16 protein-coding genes are annotated in these 20,473 nt (G+C 70.6%); 8 read left to right on the top strand and 8 right to left on the bottom strand.

Going from position 1 to position 20,473, the window contains the following annotated elements:
* Positions 1–20: 20 nt before the first annotated feature.
* Positions 21–545, bottom strand: coding sequence for a hypothetical protein (locus tag DEIMA_RS07420; protein ID WP_013556617.1), 525 nt, complete (start codon positions 543–545; stop codon positions 21–23).
* 44 nt (positions 546–589) lie between these two features.
* On the bottom strand, positions 590–2,662 hold the full coding sequence (locus DEIMA_RS18415) for a vWA domain-containing protein (protein ID WP_013556618.1): 2,073 nt from the start codon (positions 2,660–2,662) through the stop codon (positions 590–592).
* Positions 2,663–2,894: 232 nt separating this feature from the next.
* On the opposite strand from DEIMA_RS18415, the gene DEIMA_RS07430 reads away from it, so the two are divergent.
* The 8 genes from DEIMA_RS07430 to DEIMA_RS07465 all read left to right on the top strand — a co-directional run bounded on the left by DEIMA_RS07430 (position 2,895) and on the right by DEIMA_RS07465 (position 14,911).
* On the top strand, positions 2,895–4,856 hold the full coding sequence (locus tag DEIMA_RS07430; protein ID WP_013556619.1) for a DNA topoisomerase subunit B: 1,962 nt from the start codon (positions 2,895–2,897) through the stop codon (positions 4,854–4,856).
* A 706-nt stretch (positions 4,857–5,562) separates the two neighbouring features.
* Positions 5,563–6,693 carry a glycosyltransferase family 1 protein gene (locus tag DEIMA_RS07435; protein ID WP_013556620.1) on the top strand — a complete coding sequence of 377 codons (1,131 nt, stop codon included), beginning with the start codon at positions 5,563–5,565 and terminating at the stop codon, positions 6,691–6,693.
* On the top strand, positions 6,686–7,840 hold the full coding sequence (gene glf, locus DEIMA_RS07440) for a UDP-galactopyranose mutase (protein ID WP_013556621.1): 1,155 nt from the start codon (positions 6,686–6,688) through the stop codon (positions 7,838–7,840). The genes DEIMA_RS07435 and glf overlap by 8 nt, the downstream gene beginning before the upstream one ends.
* Positions 7,841–10,012 carry a family 1 glycosylhydrolase gene (locus DEIMA_RS07445; RefSeq protein WP_013556622.1) on the top strand — a complete coding sequence of 724 codons (2,172 nt, stop codon included), beginning with the start codon at positions 7,841–7,843 and terminating at the stop codon, positions 10,010–10,012. It begins immediately after the preceding gene.
* A gap of 127 nt (positions 10,013–10,139) precedes the next feature.
* Positions 10,140–11,729, top strand: a complete 1,590-nt coding sequence (locus DEIMA_RS07450; RefSeq protein ID WP_043816549.1) for a gamma-glutamyltransferase family protein — start codon at positions 10,140–10,142, stop codon at positions 11,727–11,729.
* 291 nt (positions 11,730–12,020) lie between these two features.
* On the top strand, positions 12,021–12,965 hold the full coding sequence (locus DEIMA_RS07455) for a hypothetical protein (RefSeq protein WP_013556624.1): 945 nt from the start codon (positions 12,021–12,023) through the stop codon (positions 12,963–12,965).
* The gene (locus DEIMA_RS07460) at positions 12,962–13,696 is read left to right on the top strand and encodes a sporulation protein (RefSeq protein ID WP_013556625.1); all 735 of its coding nucleotides are present in this window, start codon (positions 12,962–12,964) and stop codon (positions 13,694–13,696) included. Before DEIMA_RS07455 ends, DEIMA_RS07460 begins: the two co-directional genes overlap by 4 nt.
* 60 nt (positions 13,697–13,756) lie before the next feature.
* Positions 13,757–14,911: an amidohydrolase family protein gene (locus tag DEIMA_RS07465; RefSeq protein ID WP_013556626.1), complete on the top strand. Its 1,155-nt coding sequence runs from the start codon at positions 13,757–13,759 to the stop codon at positions 14,909–14,911.
* Between the two features lie 41 nt (positions 14,912–14,952).
* Here the strand turns inward: DEIMA_RS07465 and DEIMA_RS07470 are convergent, their stop codons facing one another.
* From DEIMA_RS07470 to DEIMA_RS16875, 6 genes are all read right to left on the bottom strand, one after another.
* Complete coding sequence (locus DEIMA_RS07470; RefSeq protein WP_043816551.1) at positions 14,953–15,426, bottom strand: hypothetical protein; 474 nt, start codon at positions 15,424–15,426, stop codon at positions 14,953–14,955.
* Positions 15,427–15,550: 124 nt separating this feature from the next.
* Positions 15,551–16,945 (bottom strand): histidinol dehydrogenase, encoded by a 1,395-nt coding sequence (gene hisD / locus DEIMA_RS07475; RefSeq protein WP_013556628.1) that lies wholly within the window; start codon positions 16,943–16,945, stop codon positions 15,551–15,553.
* Positions 16,946–17,014: 69 nt separating this feature from the next.
* The gene (locus DEIMA_RS07480) at positions 17,015–17,665 is read right to left on the bottom strand and encodes a hypothetical protein (protein WP_013556629.1); all 651 of its coding nucleotides are present in this window, start codon (positions 17,663–17,665) and stop codon (positions 17,015–17,017) included.
* Between the two features lie 19 nt (positions 17,666–17,684).
* Positions 17,685–18,842: a phosphopentomutase gene (locus DEIMA_RS07485; RefSeq protein ID WP_013556630.1), complete on the bottom strand. Its 1,158-nt coding sequence runs from the start codon at positions 18,840–18,842 to the stop codon at positions 17,685–17,687.
* Between the two features lie 27 nt (positions 18,843–18,869).
* A complete protein-coding gene (locus tag DEIMA_RS07490; RefSeq protein WP_013556631.1) occupies positions 18,870–19,922 on the bottom strand; it encodes a nucleoside 2-deoxyribosyltransferase in 1,053 nt (350 codons plus the stop codon).
* Positions 19,919–20,452: a DMT family transporter gene (locus DEIMA_RS16875; RefSeq protein ID WP_013556632.1), complete on the bottom strand. Its 534-nt coding sequence runs from the start codon at positions 20,450–20,452 to the stop codon at positions 19,919–19,921. Before DEIMA_RS16875 ends, DEIMA_RS07490 begins: the two co-directional genes overlap by 4 nt.
* Between the last annotated feature and the right edge of the window lie 21 nt (positions 20,453–20,473).

Genomic DNA, 20,473 nt, shown 5'->3' on the forward strand with positions numbered 1-20,473 from the left:
CCTCCTTTTGCTGAACGCCGTCAGGCGCCGGGGGTGCTGCCCGGAAAGACCGCCACGCGGCCCACCATGTACGCCACGCCATACAGGAACAGCGCGGCCACCGGAATCAGGCGCAGCGCCGTGCGTTCACTCAGGAAGCGCCCGCGCAGCATCAACTCGATCATGACGAGGCTCAGGATCACGAACGACGCGTACATCCAGTGCTCCAGGTTGCGGCTGGGGTCGTACGGCAGGCAGTAGCGCGTCAGGTCCTGCGCGGGCGTGGCGGCCGGGCAGTTCCGCGCGAGTTCCTCCGCGGTGGCGCGCGTCGCGGACGCGGTCTTCGCGCCGCCCAGGGCCAGCAGGACGCCCGTGATGGCCGGCAGCAGCGCCAGTACCCACGTGACACGCACGAGCGTCACGAAGGCGCGCGGGACGTCCGTGCGGGCCAGGAAGCGCAGGCTCCACAGGAACAGCAGCAGGGTGGCGAGCGCGAGGGGCGTGGGGAACAGAAACGCCAGGCCCGTGCGGAATTGCAGGTCATGCAGGCTCGTGAGCAGACTCATTGCCTACAGCGTACCGAACGGCCCCGCGCGAAACGTCCTGCGGGTCAGCGGGCGTCCCAGGTGAGCTGCAGCGGCTCGGGCAGCGCGGGCCCGTCGAGCACGTACGTACCGGCGGGTACGAGGGCCGTGCCGAGCTTCAGGCCCTGCCCGCCGGCGCTCACGCGAACGCCGCCGGGCAGGCGACTCAGGTAGTACGCGCCGCCGTCCGCGAGGATCGTGAGGCCCGACAGTGCCGCGATGCCGCTCGCCTCCCCGAGGTCCACGGCGCTCGCGGCGGGCGGCACGGCGCGCGCCACGCCCGCGTCCAGCGGGATCGGTTCATTGCCGCGCGTGAGGTGATAGGGGAGGCCCGGTGTGCTCGCCGGTTCATGCAGGCCGCTGAGCGCAAGCGGCACGCCCTCGGGCAGCGGGTCGCCTGGCTGGAGGGTGACGCTGCCGTACGTGAGGGTCACGCCGTGCGGCAGGGCCGTCAGGGTCGCGCCGCTCGCGCCACGCACGACGGTGAGGCCCAGCAGTGCAGGCAGCGCGAGCGTGACGCCCAGGTCGTGCTCCCCGTCCGGCAGGGGCGTGTGGTGCGTGACGTGATCACCGTGCACTGTGAGGGCGCGCCCCAGCAGGCTGAACGCCAGCGGCCGCCCGAACCCGGACGGCACCGGCGCGATGAGCGCGGCCGCCGCGCCGTCCGGGTGGGGCGTGGCCGTCCGCACAGGCGGGGGCGGCGCGGCGGGCGTGGGCGCGGGCGCGGGGCGGCGTGGTGGCGGGATGACCAGGCGGTGCCGGTTCATGAACGCGCCGAACGCTGCCGCCGCGACGATGAGCAGCAGCCAGGGGGACAGGCGCGCCGGGGGGGGCGCAGCGCCGGGCTCCGGTGAGGGCAGCGCCTCCGCAGGCGTTCCGGCGGGGCGGATGGCGGGCAGCGGCACCTGCACGTTCCCGACCAGCAGGGCGGGCGTGACGACCGCGCCGCGGGCGAGGCGGTCATTGCGGAGGTGCACGCTAATTTCCGCGCCGCGCGGCGCATCCCCGCGGGCGTTCACGCCGCGGACTGTGCCGCTCAGCCCGGCGGGTAGAGGTGCGAGGCGAACGCGTGCCGAGGGGACGCCGGTCAGGCGGTACCGCAGCGTGGTGCTCCCGCCGCGCGCGAGGGCGGTGCGTGCGGCGGGCGTCACGGGCACCAGCGTCCAGCTCCGCGCGTTCGCCTGCGTGACGCCCAGGGGGCGCAGCGGCGCGGCCGGGCTGGCTGGGGGACCGCTGAGGCCCTCAGGGAAGCGCAACAGGATGCGCCGGGCACCCTCGGGGGTGCGGGTGCAGAGCAGGCTGGTGGTGCCGACGGGGACCGGGTGGGGGACGTTGAGGCGCACGGTGCCGCCGGGCGCGAGGGTAACGCTCAGGTCGCGCCCGGCGCGGTCCGGGTCGAGTTCCGCGCGGGTGGTGCCGGGCAGGCGCACGGTGGGCGTCAGGCGGTCCGGGACGTCGAGCAGGGCCGGGGGGAACTGGCCGTCTGTGAGGTTGGGGGCGAGGCCCAGGGGGAGTTCGGTGGCGCTGCCGTGCCCTCCGGCACGCAGGGCGTCCCGCGCGTCCTTGGGAACGACCGTGCCGAGCGCGAGGTAATACAGGTGGTCGAGGGGGCCGCGCACGCGTTCGAAGGCGCGCATGGCCCGCTCGGCGGTGTAGCGGCGGGCCGGGTCGTTGTTCTGGCCGTCGGTGAGGACGTACACGGTCGTGGCCGCAGCGTCGTCCGGGGCGAGGCGCGCGAAGGTGGCTTCCAGGCTGCGGTACAGCCAGGTGTTGCGGCCGTTCGCGGCGGTGGCCTGCAGGGCCTGGAGCGCGCGCGCGCGGTCCTGCGGGAGGGTGTAGGTCACCTGGCTGCGCACGCCGGCGTCAAAGGTGACGAGGTGGAGTTCGCCGGTCTGCCGGGCGATCAGGCGCGTGAGCTGCGCCTTGACGGCGGGGAAGATGACGGCGCGGCCGTCGCCCTGGCCCATCATGCTGCCGCTGACGTCGAGGAGGATCACGGTGCGTGCGCGGTCCGGGGCGGGGGTGGGGGGCGTGCAGGTGGTCTGGGCGTGCGCCGTGGTGAGCAGCAGGGTGAGAAGCAGGGCGGCGCGCGCGGTCATGGCGTTCACTTTAGAGCCTGGGGCGTTTGCGCAGACACAGGCGACCGGCCCACCGCAATATTTTACGTAATGGGCGTAACTAGTTTTTACATTTATGCGTTGACCCTTAGCGCCCATCCTGATACAATAAGTGAACTGGACGCGCTCCAGCCGCCAAAAAGGGAGGCTGCGCTCCACCAGCACCCCCCACCATCGCCCCTGCGCCACCGACGCGCAGGCGTCAAGGAGGCCCATGAGCCAAACAGAATACACCGCAGACCAAATCAGCATCCTCAAGGGTCTCGAAGCGGTCCGCAAACGCCCCGGCATGTACGTCCAGGGCGGCACCGGCATTGACGGCTACCACCAGCTCCTCACCGAAATTATCGACAACGGCATCGACGAAGGCCTCGCCGGCTTCGCCGACACCATCCAGGTCATCATGCACGCCGACGGCAGCGCCACCGTCATCGACAACGGCCGTGGCATCCCCGTCGACATCATGAAAAGCGAAGGCCGACCCGCCATCGAAGTCATCTTCATGGAACTCCACGCGGGCGGCAAATTCGGCCAGGGCGCCTACAAGGTCTCCGGCGGCCTCCACGGCGTCGGCAGCAGCGTCGTGAACGCCCTCAGCAGCTACCTCGACGTCACCGTCAACAAACACGGCAAGCTCCACAACGTCCGCTTCGAACGTGGTGAACTCACCACGCCCCTGCGTGTGGTCGGCCCCACCCCCGCCGACGTCGACTGGAGCACCAAGGTCAGCTTCCACCCCGACCCCGCCGTCTTCAGCGAATTCGAGAACAAGTTCGACTACGACCGCATCCGCCGCCGCCTCCGCGAACTCGCGTACCTCACGGGCCTGAAAATCGTGCTGCGCGACGAACGCACCGACCTGCACGCCGGCCAGGTCCGCGAAGAAATCTTCCACGAGAAGGGCGGCATCGCCAACTTCGCCCGCGCACTGGTCACCGACGACACCAAACTGCTGTACGCCGAACCCATCGTCATGCGCGGCACGCACAGCGACGTCGAGGTGGAAGTCGCGTTCATCCACGCGAACACCTACAGCGCCGACAACATCCTCACGTACGCCAACATGATCCGCACGCGCGACGGCGGCACGCCCCTCACCGGCTTCAAAACCGCGTACACCCGTATCCTCAACAAGTACGCCAAAGAGAAGAACCTCGTGAAGAGCGGCAACCCCGTCCCCAGCGGCGAGGACCTCCTTGAAGGCATCTACTGCGTCGTGAGCGTCAAACTCGGCGAGCCGCAGTTCGAATCGCAGGCGAAAGTCAAGCTGCTCAACAGCGAAGCGCAGACGGCCGTGAACGCCATCGTCGGCGAGAAATTCGCCGAATTCCTCGAAGAGAACCCCAAAATTGGCAAGATCATCGTCGAGAAGGCTGCCGAAGCCGCCCGCGCCCGCGAAGCCGCCCGCAAGGCCCGCGACATCGTGCGCCGCAGCAACCCCCTCGAAAACGACGACCTGCCCGGGAAGCTCGCGGACTGCAGCAGCCAGGACCCCAGCGAAAGCGAACTGTTCATCGTGGAAGGGAACTCCGCCGGTGGCAGCGCCAAGAGCGGCCGTGAACGCCGCTTCCAGGCGATCCTCCCGCTGCGCGGCAAGATCCTGAACGTCGAAAAGGCCGAGCTGAACAAGATCCTCAAGAACGCTGAGATCCGCGCCCTCATCGGCGCGATCGGCGCGGGCGTCGAAGGCACCGGCGACAACATGCACTTCGACCTGTCCAACCTCCGCTACCACAAGGTCATCATCATGACCGACGCGGACATGGACGGCGGCCACATCGCCACGCTGCTGCTGACCTTCTTCTTCCGCTACATGCGTCCCGTCGTCGAGCAGGGTTACCTGTACATCGCGCAGCCGCCCCTGTACCGCCTCACTGTGGGCCGCGAGAAGAAAGGCACGTACCTCTACAACGAGGACGACCTGCGCGTCCTGACGAAGCAGGCCACGAGGGACGGCAAGAAGTTCGAGATCCAGCGTTTCAAAGGCCTCGGCGAAATGAACGCCGACCAGCTGTGGGACACCACCATGAACCCCGAAACGCGCACCCTCAAGCGCGTCAGCATCGAGGACCTGATCTCCGCCAACGAAACCTTCGAGGCCCTGATGGGCAGCGAAGTCGCGCCGCGCAAACTGTTCATCCAGGAGAACGCCCGCTTCGCGGAAATCAGCATCTGAGCTCTGGAAGCACAGGCCGCCCCGGACTAGTCCGGGGCGGCCTGTGCTTCATGTTCGGCGCCTTCCTGCCTGCCAGCGACCGGGGAGAGTGCCGTGCACGGGGCTTACGTGGCAGAGGGGTCTTTGGGGGGCACGCAGGTTCAGGTCTGGTGCGGCGATTCCGTCCACTTCCTGCTGTTGAAGCGGCGGTCATGCTGAAGCTGGAGGCGGGGACTTCAGGAGGGCGCCGGGGACGAGGCTGATACCGAGGTTTGTGCGGCTGCTTTCGAAGTGGGCGTTCGAAGGTGAAACCACCCTTGTCGCTGGCGTGGTGATCCAGTAATCCACGCTCAGCGGCCCGTTTCCGGACAAGTACCTTTCGGATGAACCGCCAATCGAAAGTCATGGGTGACCAGAAATCAAGCATCCATTGATTGAGGAACCTTCATCAAACAGAACGACAACTCCTCGAATTCTGCCTACAATCTTTAGACATCTACACAAAAGAACCTCCTGTTCCCATCAAATCGGCATTCGGATGGTTCCTGGTTGGACCGAAATACATGCAGAAAATCAGAGAACCTTTATTTATTCCCTGAACAAATTTTTAGAGATTGTTTACAATCTGTGTCCTAGTCGAGGTTAATCTCATTTCGCTGGGTATACTCCCTCTTGACTGATTGCAGCCTGACGTTGCTTGAGGTGATTTCCGTTAGGGGGGAAGATCATGAACACGGCACTCGATCTTATTGTGATCGCGCACTTACGTTGGGATTTCGTTTTTCAGCGACCGCAACACCTGATGACGCGCGCGGCCCGCGACCGCCGCGTCTATTACGTTGAAGAACCCATCTTCGGCGAAGGCAACGACTGGCTTGACGTCCGCCGCGACCCGAGCGGCGTGACCGTCTGCACCCCACACATCGAAGCTGGTCACAGCCCCGCCGACTCCCAGGCGCGCACCGCCATCCTCCTGCGCGACCTCGTGAAACAGGAACGCCTTCAGCGCTACGCCCTCTGGGTGTACACGCCCATGGAACTGCCCATCACCGCGCACCTCCGTCCCGCCGTCACCATCTACGACTGCATGGACGAACTGGCGAACTTCCGCCACGCCCCCCCAGAACTGCGCGAACGCGAGCGGGAGCTGTTCCGCCGCGCCGACGTCGTCTTCACCGGCGGCCACCGCCTCTACGAAGCCAAGTGCCAGCAGCACCCCAACGTCTTCCCCTTCCCCAGCAGTGTCGAAGTCGAGCACTTCGCGCAGGCCCGCGCCGGCCTCGCCGACCCCGCCGACCAACGTGACCTGCCGCGTCCCCGCCTCGGCTTCTACGGCGTCATCGATGAGCGGTTCGACATCGACCTGATCCGCGACGTCGCCGCACGCCGCCCCGAATGGCACTTCGTGTTCCTCGGCCCCATCGTGAAAATCGACCCGGCCGACCTTCCTGCCGGCGCCAACATCCACTACCTCGGCCAGAAAGGGTACGCGGACCTGCCCGCCTACCTCGCGCACTGGGACGTGGCGCTGCTGCCCTTCGCCCGCAACGAATCCACCGAATTCATCTCGCCGACCAAAACGCCCGAGTACCTCGCTGCAGGCGTGCCCGTCGTGTCCACCGGCATCCGTGACGTAATCCGCCCATACGGCGAGCAGAAACTCGTGCACATCGCTGACGACGCCGACGCCTTCGAGGCCGCCTGCGCCACCGCTCTCGCCGAACGCAGCACGACCGCTCACCATGACCGCCAGGCACGCGCCGACGCGCTGCTCGCACAGACGTCCTGGGACCGCACCTGGGACGCCATGAGCCGCCAGATCTACGCGGCCGCTCAACCGGAGGCCGCCGATGACTGAATTCAACCCCACCCGTTTCGACTACCTGATCGTCGGCGCCGGCTTCGCCGGCAGCGTCCTCGCCGAACGTCTCGCTTCGGAGCTCGGCGCGCGCGTCCTGATCGTCGACAAGCGCCCGCACATCGGCGGGAACGCCTACGACCGCTACGACGACGCGGGCATCCTGATCCACCCGTACGGCCCGCACATCTTCCACACCAACAGCAAGGACGTCTTCGACTACCTGTCGAACTTCACCGAGTGGCGTCCGTACCAGCACCGCGTGCTCGCCAGCGTCGACGGTCAGGAACTCCCGATTCCCATCAACCTCGACACCGTGAACAAGCTGTACGGCCTGAACCTCACGTCCTTCCAGGTCGAGGAGTTCTTCGAGTCCGTCGCGGAAAAGGTCGAGCAGGTCCGCACCAGCGAGGACGTCGTCGTCAGCAAGGTCGGCCGTGACCTGTACAACAAGTTCTTCCGCGGCTACACCCGTAAGCAGTGGGGCCTGGACCCCAGCGAACTCGACGCGAGCGTGACGGCGCGCGTGCCCACCCGCACGAACCGCGACGACCGCTACTTCGCGGACACGTACCAGGCGATGCCACTGCACGGGTACACCCGCATGTTCGAGCAGATGCTCTCGCACCCGAACATCAAGGTGATGCTGAATACCGACTACCGCGAGATCGTGGACATCATCCCGTTCGACCACATGATCTACACCGGCCCGGTGGACGCGTTCTTCGACTTCAAGTACGGCAAGCTCCCGTACCGCAGCCTGGAGTTCGTGCACGAAACGCACGCGCGTGAGCACTTCCAGCCAGTCGGCACTGTGAACTACCCGAACGACTACGGGTACACGCGCATCAGCGAGTTCAAGTACATCACCGGGCAGGAGCACAAGCACACCAGCGTCGTGTACGAGTACCCGCGCGCGGAAGGCGACCCGTACTACCCGGTACCCCGACCTGAGAACGCCGAGCTCTACAAGCAGTACGAAGCGGAAGCGAAAGCGCGCGAGGACGTCACGTTCGTTGGCCGCCTCGCCACGTACCGCTACTACAACATGGATCAGGTCGTCGCGCAGGCGCTCACCACCTTCAACAAACTCCGCGCGCGCCACGAGGCCCGCGTCAGCCAAACGGTGACCGCCCTGGAGGTGTGAATGCGTCCCCTGGAGCTCTGGGTGGGCGTCGAACCCACCGTCAGCCGCGTGGGCGACACCACCATGGATCAGTTGCACCTCAGCGGCTTCCATCACCGTCTGGACGACATTGACCGCCTCGCCTCGCTCGGCGCGAAACGCGTGCGCTTCCCCCTGCTGTGGGAGCGCACCGCCCCGAACGGCGTGGACACCTGCGCTTGGGCGTGGGCGGACGAGCGCCTGCAGCGCCTGCAAGACCTCGGCGTGGACCCCATCGTGGGTCTCGTGCACCACGGCAGCGGCCCGATGGACACGCACCTGCTCGACCCGAACTTCGAGGTGGGGCTCGCGCGGTACGCCCGCGCGGTCGCGCAGCGCTACCCGCACATCACGCAGTACACGCCGGTGAACGAGCCCCTCACGACCGCGCGATTCGCGGCGCTGTACGGCCACTGGTACCCGCACGCCCGCGATGACCTGAGCTTCTGGCACGCGCTGAAGCACCAGCTGCGCGCCACGGTCCTCGCCATGCGCGCCATCCGCGAGGTGAACCCGGGCGCGCAACTCGTGCAGACCGAGGACCTGGGCCGCACGTACAGCACGCCGCACCTGCAGTACCAGGCGGACTTCGAGAACGAACGCCGCTGGATCAGCATGGACCTGCTGATGGGACGCGTGGACGAGACGCACCCCATGTGGGCGTACCTCAGGGGCATCGGCGCGAGCGAACCGGACATCCTGTGGTTCGCGGAGAACCCCTGCCCGCCGGACATTTTCGGGCTGAACAGCTACGTCACCAGCGAACGCTTCCTCGACGAACGCCTCGACCACTACCCGCAGCATATGCACGGCGGGAACGGCCGCGACCAGTACGTCGACGTGGAAGCCGTGCGCGTGAACGGCGCGTTCCTGACCGGCCCCGGTGAGCGCCTCCGCGAGACGTACGAACGTTACGGCCGCCCCGTCGCCATCACCGAAGTGCACCTCGGCTGCACCCGCGAGGAGCAGCTGCGCTGGCTGCGGGAAGTCTGGGACGACGCGCAGGCCGTCAGCCACGCGGGCGTGGACGTCCGCGGCGTCACGATCTGGTCCGCGTTCGGCGCGCACGACTGGAACTCCCTGCTCACGCAGCAAAATGGCCACTACGAGAGCGGCGTGTGGGACGTACGCGCGCCCGCACCGCGCCCCACGGCCATGGCCGCCCTCGCCCGCGACCTCAGTGCCGGCCGCACGCCCACGCACCCGGTTCTCAGCAGTCCCGGCTGGTGGCGCCGCCGTGAGCGCCTCACGTACCCGCCGCACGGCACCGTGCGTGAAGAACCCGTCAGCGGCCCGCGGCTGCTCATCACGGGGGCCACTGGCACGCTCGGGCAGGCGTTCGCGCGCGCCTGCGCCATCCGCGGCCTGCCGTACCACCTGCTGGACCGCCGCGCCCTCGACATCACCGATGAGGCGTCCATCCACGCGGCGCTCGACCTGCACCAGCCGTGGGCGGTCATCAACACGGCCGGGTACGTCCGCGTGGACGACGCCGAAACGGACCCCCGCAACACCCGCGAGAACACGCACGGCCCGCACCTCCTCGCGCTCGCGTGCGCGCAGCGCGGCGTGCCCCTGATGACGTTCTCGTCCGACCTGGTGTTCGACGGCACGAAGGGCGCCCCCTACGTCGAGAGTGACGCCGTGAACCCCCTGAACGCGTACGGACGCAGCAAGGCCGACGCGGAACGCCTCGTGCTGCAGGCCGCCCCGGACGCCCTGGTGATCCGCACGAGCGCCTTCTTCGGACCCTGGGACCCGTACAACTTCGCCGCGTACGTCGTCCGCGAGCTGCAGGCCGGGCGGACCGTACGCGCCGCCGGCGATCAGGTCGTGTCCCCGACGTACGTCCCGGACCTCACGTGCGCGGCTCTGGACCTGCTCATCGATGGGGAGCGCGGCATCTGGCACCTCGCGAACGCCGGCGCGCTCAGCTGGGCGGACTTCGCGCGGCGCGTCGCCCGCGTGGGCGGCCTCAGCGAGCGCCTCGTGGAAGCCGTGTCCACGGCGGACCTGCACCAGAAGGCCGCGCGGCCCGCCGCCAGCGCCCTGATCAGCGAACGAGGCTGGATCATGCCCAGCCTCGACGTCGCCATCGAACACTGGTACGCGCACACCGCGCAGCGCCCCAGGGAGACCCAGGCGGCAGACTAAGCCCCCGCAGGGGAGGGCCCGTCGGTGCTTGCTGACGGGCCCTCCCCGCTGCCGACCCTCCCGGCACCAGCGGCGCGCGTCCCGCACGCACGGACGTCCGCCGGTCCTGCGTGGTATGACTGCCGCAATGCACCCTGAAACCCTTACGCTTCGGCAACCGGTGTACGCGCAGCGCGGCATGGTCGCCACCAGCCAGCCGCTCGCGGCGCAGGCGGGCCTCGCCGTCCTGCGCGACGGCGGGAACGCCGTGGACGCCGCCATTGCCACCGCTGCTGCCCTCACCGTCGTGGAACCTACCAGCAACGGCATCGGCGGTGACCTGTTCGCCCTGATCTGGAAGAACGGCGAGTTGCATGGCCTGAACGCCAGCGGCGCCGCGCCTGCGGCGCTCACGCATGACGCGCTGGGCGGGCAGCCCATGCCCGCCCAGGGGTGGCTGCCCGTTACGGTGCCCGGCGCCGTGCGCGGCTGGGCGGACCTGCACGCCCGCTTCGGCCAGCTGGACTTCCCCCGCGTGCTGCAGGGCGCCATCACGTACGCCCGCGAAGGCTATCCGCTCAGCCCCGTCCTCGCGCATAACTGGGCGCGCGCGGCGCGCATCTACGCGGCGCGCAACCACGACTTCCTGCAGCACTGGTTCGAAACGTTCCTGCCCGACCACTTCACCCCCGCGGCCGGGGCCGTCTGGGCGTCCGAAGGGCACGCGCGGACCCTGGAGCGGATCGCCGCCACGAACGGCGCGGCGTTCTACACCGGCGACCTCGCGGACGCCATCCACGCGCACGCGCAGAGCAGCGGCGGCCTTCTCCACGGCACGGACCTCGCCGCGCACCAGAGCGAATGGGTGACGCCCATCCACGCCCGCTACGGCGGGCATGACCTGTGGGAGATTCCGCCGAACGGACAGGGCATCGCTGCGCTCATCGCCCTGGGCATCCTGGACGGCCTGGACCTCCCCGACGACCCGCACGACCCCGCGGGGCTGCACACGCAGATCGAGGCGATGAAGCTCGGCTTCGCGGACGCCCACGCGCACGTCGCCGATCCGCGCCACGCGGACGTGCCCGTGGAGCGCCTGCTGAGCCGCGAGCACCACGCCCACCACCGCGCGCGCCTCACCGAGCGCGCCCTCGACCCGAATACGCCCCCGCCCAGCACGGGCGGCACCGTGTACCTCGCCACGGCCGACGCGGACGGCACCATGGTGAGCCTTATCCAGAGCAACTACATGGGCTTCGGGAGCGGCATCGTCGTGCCCAGCACCGGCATTGCCCTGCACAACCGCGGGCACAACTTCCACGCGGACCCCGCGCACCCGAACGGCCTCCGGCCCGGCAAACGCCCGTACCACACCATCATTCCCGGCTTCCTGACTCGCGCGGACGGCACGCCTGTCGGCCCGCTCGGCGTGATGGGCGGCTTCATGCAACCTCAGGGGCACCTGCAGGTCACGCTCAACATGCTCCGCTACGGCATGAACCCCCAGGCCGCCCTGGACGCGCCCCGCTGGCAGTGGACGAACGGCTTCGCCGTCGAGGTGGAGCACGCGCTGCCCGCACCCGTCGCGCGCGCCCTCGCGGCGCGAGGGCATGACGTCCGCGTGAACCTCGACCCGAACGCGTTCGGGCGTGGGCAGATCATCACGCGCGACGCGGGCACCGGCGTGTACTGCGGCGGCAGCGAACCGCGCGCAGACGGCCTCGTCGCCGCGTACTGACGACCCCAGGGGCACGGCGGGCCACTTCATCCAGTGGGCCCGCCGTGCCCCTTTCATGGATGGCCTCGTGCGCCTGCCCTGGGGGCCAGGGCGCGGCGCGCCGTCTGTCCTGCTGAGCGCGCCCGGCCGGGGAGACGTGAACGGCCCGCCCCGAGCCGCAGGGGTTTCCTCAGGGGTGAAGGGGGGCGTGCGCCCTGCCCGGCCGCCCGTACGCTGAGGACGTTCGCTGCCGTTCCGTCCGCCCCCCGACTCACCTGGCGGGGCGCCCGGCCCTGCCCCTGGAGGTGCACGATGCGCTCCCCGCTCCATGCCGTTCCGCCTGCCGCCCTCGTTCAGGGCCTCGCGCTGCTGCTCGCGCCGCTCGTGCTGCTGTCCTTCCCACGGGTGGGGTGGGACGCGGCCACGCCCATCGCGCTCACAGGCGTCGTGTTCGACCTGACTTTCAGTGCCCTGATCGCCGCGCACCTGACGCGCCGCCGCTTTCCGGCGCGGTACGCGGAACGGGCCCTACTGGGCCTGACAGTCGCGGCGCTGATCGTGCCCGGCGGCTGGCCGTTCGCAGTCCTGCCCGGCGGCGCGTGGACGGCGCTGCGCGCCCGCCGGCAACCCACGATCCCGCTGCCCCAACCGATGACGGCCGCCGAAGAGTTGCAGGTCCGCCTGCACCGCTGGCTCGGTCATACGGGCACTGCGCGCACCCTGGCGCGTGAAGCGCTCACGCTCGCCAGCTTCCGCGCCCGCCCGCACGTGCCCGGCGGCGCTGTCCCCTTCACCGCGCACCAGCGCGGCGGATGGGGAACCTACGTGGTCCTGTACGTCTTCATGGACCTGCCGACGCACTTCGCCCTGCACGCCACGGGCCTGGGCGCGTTCGCGTGGGCGGTCACGGGCGCGCAGGGCCTCACGTGCGTGTGGGCGGCGGCGCTCGCGGCGAGTGTCCGTGCGCACCCCACCCTCGTGACCGGGGAGCACCTGTTGCTGCAGCAGGGACTCCTGTGGACCGCCCGCGTTCCCCGCGCGCACGTGCAGCGCGTCACGCCGTACGATCGTCACGCGCCGGGCCTCGGCCTGTCCTTGCTCGTCCCGCCAAACGTCACCGTGCAGCTCACCGAGCCGGTCACGGTGCAGGGCGTCCTCGGCCTGCACCGCCGCACGCGCACCGTACACCTGTTCCTCGACGACCCGGCGGCGTTCACGGCAACCCTGCAGGATGCGGGAGCGTACAGGGAAGCATGAGCTTCTTCAAACGCATGCTGGCCAGTGTCGGCGTGGGCGGCGCCCGCGTGGACGCCCGACTGGAACGTGACGCCGTTCGACTCGGCGAGGACCTGCGCGGCGTCGTCCTCCTGTCGGGCGGGGCCGTGGAACAGAACATCGAACGCCTGAACTTCAGCCTGATGACGCTCGCGCGCCACGACGACACCACCAGCGCCCACGCGGTCGCGCGCGTCACGCTCGGGGAACGCGTGACCCTGCGCGCCGGAGAGACGCGGGAACTGCCGTTCCACCTGACCGTCCCGTACCACGCGCCCATCAGCGCGCCCGGCGTGCGCCTGTGGCTGCACACCGACGCCGATATCGCCGGCGCCAGCGACCCCGGCGACGAGGACAGCGTCCGCATTCTCCCGAACGCCCCCACCCAGGCCTTCCTGGACGCCTTGAGCGCCCTCGGATTCCACCTGAAGAGCGGCACCGTGGAGTTCACGCACGGGCGGCTCGTGCAGGAACTGGAGTTCGCGCCCCCGCACGGTCAGGGGCACATCACGGAGCTGGAGGTCGTTCTCCTGCCGGGCGCGCAGCACCTCGACGTCCGCCTTGAAGTGGACCGCCGCGCGCGCGGCCTGCACAGCCTGTTCACGAGTGAGCTGGAGGCGCGCGGCCTGCTGCGCCTCACGCCCGAGCTGCTCGCGGGCGGCGCGCCCGCCGTTCAAAATGAAGTGCGCCGCCACATCCAGCGTCTTTCCTGAGGGTCGGCCGCGCCCCTGGCCTGGACGCGCGGCGCCTCAGCCCCGTGCGATCATGCGCGCATGACGCTGACCCTGTATACCGCCGACGTCGTGTACACCGGCATGGGCCTGCCCGTCGCGGACGGCGCGGTCGCCGTGAGCGGCGACGTGATCGCCGCCGCCGGACCGCGCGTGCAGGTCCGCGCGCAGTTCCCAGACGCCCCCGAAGTGCGCGCCGCGCGCGTGATCGCGCCGCCGCCCGTGAACGCACACGCCCACCTCGACATGACGCTGTACCCGTTCAGGCCGCAGCCGTACTTCAGCTGGATTCCGGACGTGGTCGTGCAGCACCGTGACCGCCGCGGCCTGGACGCCGCCCGCCTCGGCCTGCGGGCCGTGCAGGCCAGCGGCGCCGGCGGCCTCGGTGACATCGTGTGGAGTGAGGACGTCATGGAGTTCCTGCTGCGCGAAGCCGACCTGCCGGGCGTGGCGTACTGGGAAGTCATCGACATGAACCCGGACACCGCCGAGGCCACCTTCCATGAGGCCGTCCGGCGCGTGGAGGCGTGGCGGCGCCTGGAGCGGCCGGGCGGGATGCGCGTCGGCCTGACGCCGCACACGCCGCACACCGTGAGCGCCCGGCTTCTACGCCTCCTGGCGGCGTACGCGCGGGCCGAGGCGCTCCCACTGCAGATTCACGTGGCGGAGCACCCGAGCGAGCTGGAGTTATACCGCACGGGCGGCGGGCCGCTCGCTGCGAGCCTCGCGCGCCTGGGTGCCCCGCCGCACGACGTCGTGATGGGCCGCGCGCCCGACGCGGCGCTCACGCCCGTGCGGCACCTCGCGGATCTGGGCGTGCTGGACGCCCGCCCCACCCTCATTCACATGGTCAACACCACCAAGGACGATGCGCGCGCAGTCGCGCAGGCCGGGTGCGTCGTCGTGAGCTGCCCGCGCAGCAACGCGAACCTGGAGTGCGGGACGTTCCCGTGGGCGACGTTCGCGGCGGCGGGCGCCGAGGTGGCGCTCGGCACGGACAGCGTCGCGAGCGGCGAGACGCTCAACGTGCACGACGAGGTTCGCGCGGCGTTCGCCGTGCACCCGAACCTGGACGCGCGGCAGATCATTCGCGCCGCGGTGAAGGGCGGCCGGCGCGCGCTCGGCCTGGGTGTGCCGTTCCTGCGCCGCGGGGAGACGTGGCACCCCGAGTACATCTGGCCGGACCCGGTCGCCTGAGCGGAGGGCGGCGGCCTGCAGAGTGCCGCCCTTCGCGGGGTTCAGCGTTTGAGTTGCGCGGTGCAGCTGCCGCGCAGCGGCGTGGGCTCGCCACGGTCCAGCGTGAGCGTCCCCTGATACGGCTGCGACAGCGGGTCCGTGATCGTGCAGGTGTACACGTACGGGCGGCGCTCCACCGTGCGCCCCACCCATACGAACTTCAGGGTGGGCACGCCGGTCGCGTCGTACTTCACGACGTTCGTTCCGGCGCGGCCTGCCGCGAACGCGGCCGTTTCATCGCGGGCGGCGAGGGTGGCCGCCTGCCGCGGCTCCCCGACGAGTTGCGTGACGGGTGCGTCGAACGCGACGTTCTCGGCGTTCACGAGGCCCGTGATGGCCCACGTCTGGCCGATTTCGAGCGGGCCGGCGCTGGGCGAGGACGGACCCTGCTGCGCGAGTTGCGCGGCGGTGCTGAGCAGAGGCGCGCACGACCCGAGGAGGACCGCGGCGCCGAGCAGTGGGAGCAATGTACGCATGCCCGCACTGTACGGAGGGGAATCGCCCGCCCCGCGCCTCATGAATGCACCCTCAAGGGCGCGTGGCAGCCGCATGAGAACACGAGGCGCCCGGGCTTCCCGGGCGCCTTCGCCATGATGGGCGTTACTCCTGAACGGGCAGGTCGTCCTGCAGTTCCGCGCCGCGCACCGCCTCCAGCGTCTCCAACGGGCGGGCGGGTGCCGGGTCCGGCCTGAACCGCGTCTCGATCGCGCGGGCGTGCGCTTCGAGACCCTCCGCGCGCGCCAGCCGCGCCGCGTGCGGCCCGACCCGGCGCAGCGCGCTGTCGTTCACCCCGACCACACTGATGATGTTCTGGAAGTCCCGCACATTCACGGGCGACGCGAACCGGGCGGTGCCGCCGGTCGGCATCACGTGACTCGGCCCGGCCACGTAATCGCCGAGCGCTTCCATGCTGCTCTCCCCGAGGAATACGCCGCCCGCGCGCGTCACGCCGTCCAGCAGCGCCCACGGGTCACGCGTGAGCAGGCACAAGTGCTCCGGCGCGTACAGGTTCGCGAGCTCCAACCCCTCCTCAAGCGTTCCGGCGAGGACGATCTTCGCGCGCGCGTCCACGCTGTCGCGCGCCCACGACCGATTCGGTTCGGGCAGCGCTTCGAGCTGCTCGTGCAGTTCGCGTTCCACCTCGATCAGCAGGTCGCGGCTGGTGCTGACCAGCACGGGCTCCGCGCCGTTGTGTTCCGCCTGCGCGAGCAGGTCGGCGGCAACGAAGCGCGCGTCGGCGCTGTCATCCGCGAGGACCAGCGTCTCGGTCGGGCCCGGCAGGCTCTCGATGCCGACCTGACCGTATACGAGGCGCTTGGCGATCACGACGAACAGGTTGCCGGGCCCGGCGATCTTGTCGACCGCCGGGACGCTCGCCGTGCCGTACGCGAGCGCGCCGATGGCCTGCGCGCCGCCTGCGCGGACCACGCGCGTCACGCCGATCAGCCGCGCGGCCACCAGAATGGCCGGGTGAATGCGGCCCGCGCGGTCCGGGGGCGTCGTGACCGTGAGGTCGCGGACGCCCGCGACCTGCGCGGGCACCGCCGTGTGAATGAGCGTGCTGACGAGGGGCGCGAGGCCGCCCGGCACGTACACGCCCACCCGCCCGAGCGGCCGCACGAGCTGCCCGAGCGTGCCGTCCTCGTTCTCGTGCATGAACCCGCCGGCGGGCTGACGCTCGTAGAACGCGCGGACACGCGCGATGGCCAGTTCGAGTGCCGCGTGCAGCTCCGGCTCGACGGTGGCGCTCGCCAGTTCTTCCTCGCTCACGAGGAGCGCGTCGGGGCGCGCGCCGTCCAGGCGCTCCGTCCAGTCGCGCAGGGCGTCGTCGCCGCGCGCGCGGACGTCCGCGAGGATGCGCGTCACGACCTGCTCGGGCGTGAGCGCCTCCCCGAACGTCGAGTGAATGCGGGCCAGCACAGCGTCCGGCACGGGAATGTCCTGGAAGGACCGCGTGAGGGCCGCGCGGGCCTCGTCACCTTGCATGATGTTCATCGTTCACCTGTTCAGAAGCGGCCCCGGCGTGGTGGCCAGGGCGGGAGAGCGAAACGGAGGCGCTCAGGGTCAGCGGCGGCGGCGTGCGCGCACGCCGCCATCGCGCTCCCGCGCGGCCTCGCGCGCGAACTGCTCGGCCGCGGGGGAGCCGACCAGCAGCGCGTCCACGCTGCCGAAGTCGGTCGGCTGCACCAGCCGCAGCAGCCGGTGCGGCGCGTGCGCCTCCACGAACACCAGCGCGCCGCCGGGCCGCAGGGTGTACGCGCGCGCGGCTACGCCGCCGACCTCGCTGTCCGGGAGGCGCTGCACGTGCACGCGCCCCCCGACCATGCGGACGTCCGCATGCGTGAGGTCCTCCGTGGCGCTGCGCAGCCACAGCAGCAGCGACACGGGGTCGTGGTGGTCGCTGACGAGCGGCGCGCTGACCTCCTCGCGGCCCTGCCGGAGCGTCACCAACCCGGCCTTGCGGTCGAAGTGCGTCTCGAACGACGCGCGGGTACGGCCGTCCCCTTCGGCGTACGCGAGGCTGGTGCCGGCGCGCGGGTGCATGCGGCTGGTCTGCACGCGCCGCACGGCGGGGAGTACCCCGCCGAAGTCGGTCTGCACGCGGGCGATCACCGCCGTCTTGTCGTGCGCGACGCTCCACGCCTGCTCGCCCGCGCCGCGTCCGTTCACGCTCAGCGTGAACGTGAACGCGTCCGGGTGGGGGAGCGCGCCCATCAGGTCCGCGCTCCGCGCATCACGCGAGCTGACTCCAGAAGCTGGTGCCCGGCCCGTCCCACGTGGCGCCGAGCGCCTCCGCGACGGTGGCGCCCACGTCCGCGAACGTCGCGCGCTCCCCGAGGTCCACCGCGCCCAGGCCCGGGCGGTACGCGAGCAGCAGGCCGTACTCGCGGGTGTGGTCGCTGCCGTGCCACGTCGGGTCGTTCCCGTGGTCGCTGATGACCAGCAGGCACCCGTCCTGCGGGACGCTCGCCAGGAGGTCCGGCAGGCGCGCGTCGAACTCCGCGAGGCTGCCCGCGTACCCCTGCGGGTCGCGGCGGTGCCCGAACTTCGCGTCGAAGTCCACGAGGTTCGTGAACACCAGACCGTCAAGGTCGCCCTGCATGCGCCGCAGCGTCTTCTCGATACCGTCGGCGTTGTTGTCCGTGTGGATTTCCTCGGTGAACCCCTGGTGGTCGTAGATGTCCGGGATCTTCCCGATGCCCACCACGTCGCGGCCCGCGTCCTTCACGGCGTCCAGCACCGTGCGCGGCGGCGTCAGGCTGAAGTCCTTGCGGAGCTCGTTCGCGCGCTCGAACGGGAACGCGCCGCGGAACGGCCGCGCGATGACGCGCGCGACGGCGTACTCGCCTTGCAGCAGGTCACGTGCTGCGCGGCACCACGCGTACAGCGTCTCGATGGGCACCTTGTCCACGTGCGCGGCAATCTGGAAGACGCTGTCGGCGCTGGTGTACACGATGGGGTCGCCGGTTTCCAGGTGCGCGGCGCCGTAGTCGCGGATGACGTCCGTGCCGCTGTACGGCTGGTTGCACAGGTGCCCGTGCCCGGTGGCGGCGTCGAAGGCGTCCATGATGACGGGCGGGAAGCCGTCCGGGAACACCTGGAAGGGATGCTGCAGCTGCACGCCCATGAACTCCCAGTGGCCGGTGCTGGTGTCCTTGCCGGGGCTGACTTCGCGCATGCGCCCGAACGCGCCGTGCACGTCCGTCACCGGCTCGCCCGGCAGCGTGACGCTCGGCACGCGGGCCAGCCCGAGGCGCGCGAGGTTCGGCAGGGCCGTGCCCGTGCGTTCCAGGGTGTGGTTGATGGTGTGGGCGCCGGCGTCGCCGAACGCTGCAGCGTCTGGCAGTTCGCCCGCCCCGACGGAATCCAGCACGATGATCGTGAACTTCATGCGTGCAGTGTACCGCGCGTCCCGCGCTCAGCCGCCCGGCGTGGCCGCGTCGCCCATGAGCGCCTGGACGGCCTGCAGGAGCGCCGCGTCGGTACGCACGGAAGCGCGCGCGCCGTGCAGGGGCATCAGGTTCACCGGCAGGACGTACGCGTCGCCGTTCCACACCTCACGTGCCCACCCAATCGACAGCACCGTCGCGCGCCCCAACCCGGCGCGCAGGCCCGTGACGGCGGCGGCCTCGGCGTCCATGTCGGCGGTGTCCGCGCGCGTCACGAGGACCTGCGCGCCAAGCGCCGCGTGCAGGTCCTCGCGAACGGCGGCGTCCAGGTCCGCGCGGGTGCGCGCGCCCTCACGCGTGGCGGTCGTCACGAACCACCCGGCGTCCGCGAGCGCCGAGGCCGTGCGCGCCGCCCACGCGCGCGCGTCCTCGCTGGGGCCGCCCACCTCCACGTGAAGGTGCCCGGCCCGCACGGGCACGTTTCCCCAGGCGGGCACCGGCGCGTCCAGAGCGGCTGGAACGGCCGCGCGGACCTGCGCTTCCGTGCGCGTAAGGGCGTCTTCCACGTGCGCGAGGTACGCATCCGGGTCGCGCGGCGCGCCGTCCGCCGGGAACGCCCCGGCGTCCACCACCGTGCCCGCGAGCGGCGTCAGCAGCGGCGGCAGCGGCGAAACCACCCCGCTCGCCGGATGCCGGAACCGCACGACGTTCTGCAGGGCGCTCAGCACCGGCACGCCCCGCGCGCCCGCGAAGCCCAACTCGAACGCAATGCTGCTGTCGAGGTTCAGGTCCTCGATGGGCGCCACGACCAGCGTCGCCCGCCCGATCTGCGCCGTGTCGACCGCGTAGATGCCGCGCGTGAACTGCGGCCCGAGTAGCACCGCCCCGTTCGAGTCGCGGTACGGCAGGAACGTCAGCGGCCCCGTGATCGGCAGCCCCCGCGCCGCCAGCGCGTCCGTGAGGGCCGCGCGCACCGCGCGCTCCAGCCGCGCGCCCACCAGCCGCCCCCCGTGATGAAACACGCGCGTGCACAGGTACGCGGGCGCGTCCCCGCGCGCCAGCCGTGCGAACTCCGCCGTCATGCGTTCCGCCGCACGACCATCAGCACGCCCGCCGCGACCACCGCGAGGCCCAGCAGCCGCACCCCACTCAGGTGCACCGCCGGGCGGCCCAGCAGCCCGAACGCGTCAATCACCGCCGCGCTCGTGAGTTCCGCCAGCAGAATCGTCGTGATGCCCCCCAGCACCCCCAGGCCCTGAATGGCCGACAGCGTCCCGAGGACCACCAGCAACCCCACCAGCCCACCCACGAGGCCCAGCGCCGGCACGCCCAGCATCAGCGCCCCACGTCCCAGCACCACGAGCGCGGCCACCACGGCGACCAGCAGGACCAGCAGCGCCGCGCGCAGCGCCGCCGAGTCGGTCGGCAGCGGCGTGCGGCCACTCAGCAGCCACCCCAGCAGCGCCACCGCGAGGCCCAGCAGATGCACGATCACCAGTGTCGACCACGGGCCCGCACGGCCCTGCAGCAACGTATTGATGGGCCCGAGACACGCGATGGCCGCGCCCGTCGCGAGCCCGATGAGGAGCGCCGGCAAAGGAAGAGAGGACATGTGCTGCGGACGATACCCCGC

The sequence above is a fragment of the Deinococcus maricopensis DSM 21211 genome (assembly GCF_000186385.1).
GTDB classification, from domain to species: Bacteria; Deinococcota; Deinococci; order Deinococcales; family Deinococcaceae; genus Deinococcus_B; species Deinococcus_B maricopensis.

Bases quoted from the DNA above. Each gene is read 5' to 3' on its own strand.
- DEIMA_RS07420 (WP_013556617.1), bottom strand. From the start codon at position 545: ATGAGTCTGCTCACGAGCCTGCATGACCTGCAATTCCGCACGGGCCTG.
- DEIMA_RS18415 (WP_013556618.1), bottom strand. From the start codon at position 2,662: ATGACCGCGCGCGCCGCCCTGCTTCTCACCCTGCTGCTCACCACGGCG.
- DEIMA_RS07430 (WP_013556619.1), top strand. From the start codon at position 2,895: ATGAGCCAAACAGAATACACCGCAGACCAAATCAGCATCCTCAAGGGT.
- DEIMA_RS07435 (WP_013556620.1), top strand. From the start codon at position 5,563: ATGAACACGGCACTCGATCTTATTGTGATCGCGCACTTACGTTGGGAT.
- glf (WP_013556621.1), top strand. From the start codon at position 6,686: ATGACTGAATTCAACCCCACCCGTTTCGACTACCTGATCGTCGGCGCC.
- DEIMA_RS07445 (WP_013556622.1), top strand. From the start codon at position 7,841: ATGCGTCCCCTGGAGCTCTGGGTGGGCGTCGAACCCACCGTCAGCCGC.
- DEIMA_RS07450 (WP_043816549.1), top strand. From the start codon at position 10,140: ATGCACCCTGAAACCCTTACGCTTCGGCAACCGGTGTACGCGCAGCGC.
- DEIMA_RS07455 (WP_013556624.1), top strand. From the start codon at position 12,021: ATGCGCTCCCCGCTCCATGCCGTTCCGCCTGCCGCCCTCGTTCAGGGC.
- DEIMA_RS07460 (WP_013556625.1), top strand. From the start codon at position 12,962: ATGAGCTTCTTCAAACGCATGCTGGCCAGTGTCGGCGTGGGCGGCGCC.
- DEIMA_RS07465 (WP_013556626.1), top strand. From the start codon at position 13,757: ATGACGCTGACCCTGTATACCGCCGACGTCGTGTACACCGGCATGGGC.
- DEIMA_RS07470 (WP_043816551.1), bottom strand. From the start codon at position 15,426: ATGCGTACATTGCTCCCACTGCTCGGCGCCGCGGTCCTCCTCGGGTCG.
- hisD (WP_013556628.1), bottom strand. From the start codon at position 16,945: ATGAACATCATGCAAGGTGACGAGGCCCGCGCGGCCCTCACGCGGTCC.
- DEIMA_RS07480 (WP_013556629.1), bottom strand. From the start codon at position 17,665: ATGGGCGCGCTCCCCCACCCGGACGCGTTCACGTTCACGCTGAGCGTG.
- DEIMA_RS07485 (WP_013556630.1), bottom strand. From the start codon at position 18,842: ATGAAGTTCACGATCATCGTGCTGGATTCCGTCGGGGCGGGCGAACTG.
- DEIMA_RS07490 (WP_013556631.1), bottom strand. From the start codon at position 19,922: ATGACGGCGGAGTTCGCACGGCTGGCGCGCGGGGACGCGCCCGCGTAC.
- DEIMA_RS16875 (WP_013556632.1), bottom strand. From the start codon at position 20,452: ATGTCCTCTCTTCCTTTGCCGGCGCTCCTCATCGGGCTCGCGACGGGC.